Here is a 1,647-nt window from a genome sequence, read left to right as displayed (position 1 = left end):
ACAACATCGTCGTGCGGGCCACCGCCGTGGCCTGACCCACCATCACCGGCGGGAGCACTGCCGTACTACGGTGGGCCCCCGGATCGAGGGCGGCGGAGGTGGACGGTGGCGGCACGGCTCATTCCGCGACTGGGGTCGCTGGTCGACCGGGTGCTCGGCCGCGAGGCCGAAGCGGCCGCGCCGGCCCCGCGGCGGTCCAATCCGGACGCCGTGGTCGACTGCGCGGTGTACGTCAACGGCCGTCGGGAGTCCGGCCGCCCGCACTACGCCGACGCGTACGCCCGCTCCCGGCGCGGCCGCAACGCCTTCGTCTGGCTGGGGCTGCACGACCCGGGCGCGGCGGTGATGGCGGCGGTCGGGCGCACCTTCGGCCTCGACGAACTCGTCGTGGAGCAGGCGCTCGCCGACGGGCACCGGCCCACCGTGCAGCGGCACGACGGGGTGACCCTGCTGGTGCTGCGCACCGCCAGCTACGTCGAGCACGCCGAGCTGACCGCCACCTCCGAGGTGATCGACACCGGGGACGTGATGGTCTTCCTGGGCGACCGGTTCGTCATCACCGTCCGGCACGGCGCCTCCGGTGCGCTGACCCCGGTCCGGCACGACATCGAGAGCCGCCCGGCGATGCTGGCCGAGGGGCCGTGGGCGGTGGCGTACGCGGTGGCCGCCCGGATGGTCGACCTGTACCTGGAGGTCGCCGCCCACCTGGAGAAGGACCTGGAACGCGTCGAGGAGAGCGTCTTCGCCCGCGACCGGGGCGCCGACATCCAGCACATCTACCAGCTCAAGCGGGAGGTGGTGGAGTTCAAGCGGGCGGTGCTGCCGTTGCAGGAGCCGGTGCGCGCGCTGGTCTCGGACCGGGCCGGTGGGCCGCCGCCGGGGCTGCGCCGCTGGTTCGTCGACGTCGAGGGCCGGCTGAGCCGTGCGGTGGAGCGGGTCGCCGCGTACGACGAGCTGCTCAACTCGGTGCTCCAGTCCCGGCTCGCGCAGCTCGCCGTCGACCAGAACAACGACATGCGCAAGATCGCCGCGTGGGCCGCGATCGCCGCCACCCAGACCGCCGTGGCCGGCGTGTACGGCATGAACTTCACGCACATGCCCGAGCTGACCTGGCGGTACGGCTACGCCGGCGCCCTGCTGCTGATGGCGACCGCCGCGGTGGTCCTGCACCGGCTGTTCCGCCGCTCCGGCTGGCTCTGAGCCCTGCGCGCGACCCGGCGCGGACGGAACGAGCCGGATCCGGGCCGGATCAGAGCCGGCTCACGGTTCGGCAAGCGCGGCCAGCTCCCGGTCCAGCAGCTCGGCGAGCCGGGCGACGCGGCCCGGGTCGCTGTCGCCGGTGATGCCCCGGCTGGGCATCTCGACGGTCATCAGCAGGTACAGGTGCAGCCGGTAGAGCCCGAGCCGGCGGCGCACGCCCGGGTCATCGAGGGGCACCGGCCCGCCCGCCGCCTGGTAGCCCCGCAGGAACGCGTCGTCCGGCTCGTCCTCGGCCCGGCGGAAGATCAGCGGTGAGACCAGGTCCAGCAGCGGATCGCCGTAGAGGTGCCGCTCGCCGTCGACCAGACCGTTGAGCCGGGGCACGCCGTCCGGCCCGGCGACGGCCAGCACGTTGCCGGCCCAGCCGTCGAAGTGCAGCAGCGCCGG

Annotated in this window: 2 protein-coding genes; one reads left to right on the top strand and one right to left on the bottom strand. The window is 74.3% G+C overall.

The window, feature by feature from the left end; genetic code table 11:
• Positions 1 to 105 precede the first annotated feature (105 nt).
• Positions 106 to 1,200 (top strand): magnesium and cobalt transport protein CorA, encoded by a 1,095-nt coding sequence (locus tag JNW89_RS36090; RefSeq protein ID WP_238452415.1) that lies wholly within the window; start codon positions 106 to 108, stop codon positions 1,198 to 1,200.
• A 60-nt stretch (positions 1,201 to 1,260) separates the two neighbouring features.
• On the opposite strand, the gene JNW89_RS36085 is transcribed toward JNW89_RS36090, so the two are convergent.
• A partial coding sequence (locus JNW89_RS36085; protein WP_238452414.1) for a phosphotransferase occupies positions 1,261 to 1,647 on the bottom strand: 387 nt, incomplete at its 5' end.

The sequence above is a fragment of the Micromonospora sp. 4G55 genome (assembly GCF_016803375.1).
Note: the sequence above shows the minus strand (reverse complement) of the source record. Positions and strands in the feature narration are given on the sequence as shown.